Annotated in this window: 1 protein-coding gene; it reads right to left on the bottom strand. The window is 51.5% G+C overall.

Features of this window, described 5'->3' with window-relative positions; genetic code table 11:
• Positions 1-341: NUDIX domain-containing protein (locus FDX22_RS15325; RefSeq protein ID WP_255432929.1), on the bottom strand; the 341-nt coding region annotated here is incomplete at its 3' end.
• Position 342: the final 1 nt, after the last annotated feature.

Raw genomic sequence — 342 nt, 5'->3', positions numbered from 1 at the left:
GCAACCAGCGGTGAGCGCAGGTTTGGCGCGCAGAGAACCTCTTCTGCGCTGACCCAGTGACAGCAATCTATATCGCTGTCATGAGGTTCGGTAGCGCACATATTGGCAAGCTCGATAGAAAACAGAAAACGTAAAAAGGGCGTTTTATCCGGCGCAATCCATTGATGCATTCGAATGAAATGCTGTGGCTGTGCGTGGATACCTGTCTCTTCCCAGAGCTCGCGCGCGGCGGCCTGCACTAACGTCTCATCCGCTTCCAGATGTCCTGCTGGTTGATTCCACAAGGCTTTGCCATTGATTGTTTCCTCAACGACCAAAAACTTATCTTCTGCATGCACAATG

Origin of the sequence: Citrobacter sp. TBCS-14 (assembly GCF_005280805.1) — a bacterium.
GTDB lineage: Bacteria > Pseudomonadota > Gammaproteobacteria > Enterobacterales > Enterobacteriaceae > Citrobacter > Citrobacter gillenii.
The sequence above is the reverse complement of the archived record's forward strand: the minus strand, read 5'-3'. Positions and strand labels throughout refer to the sequence as shown.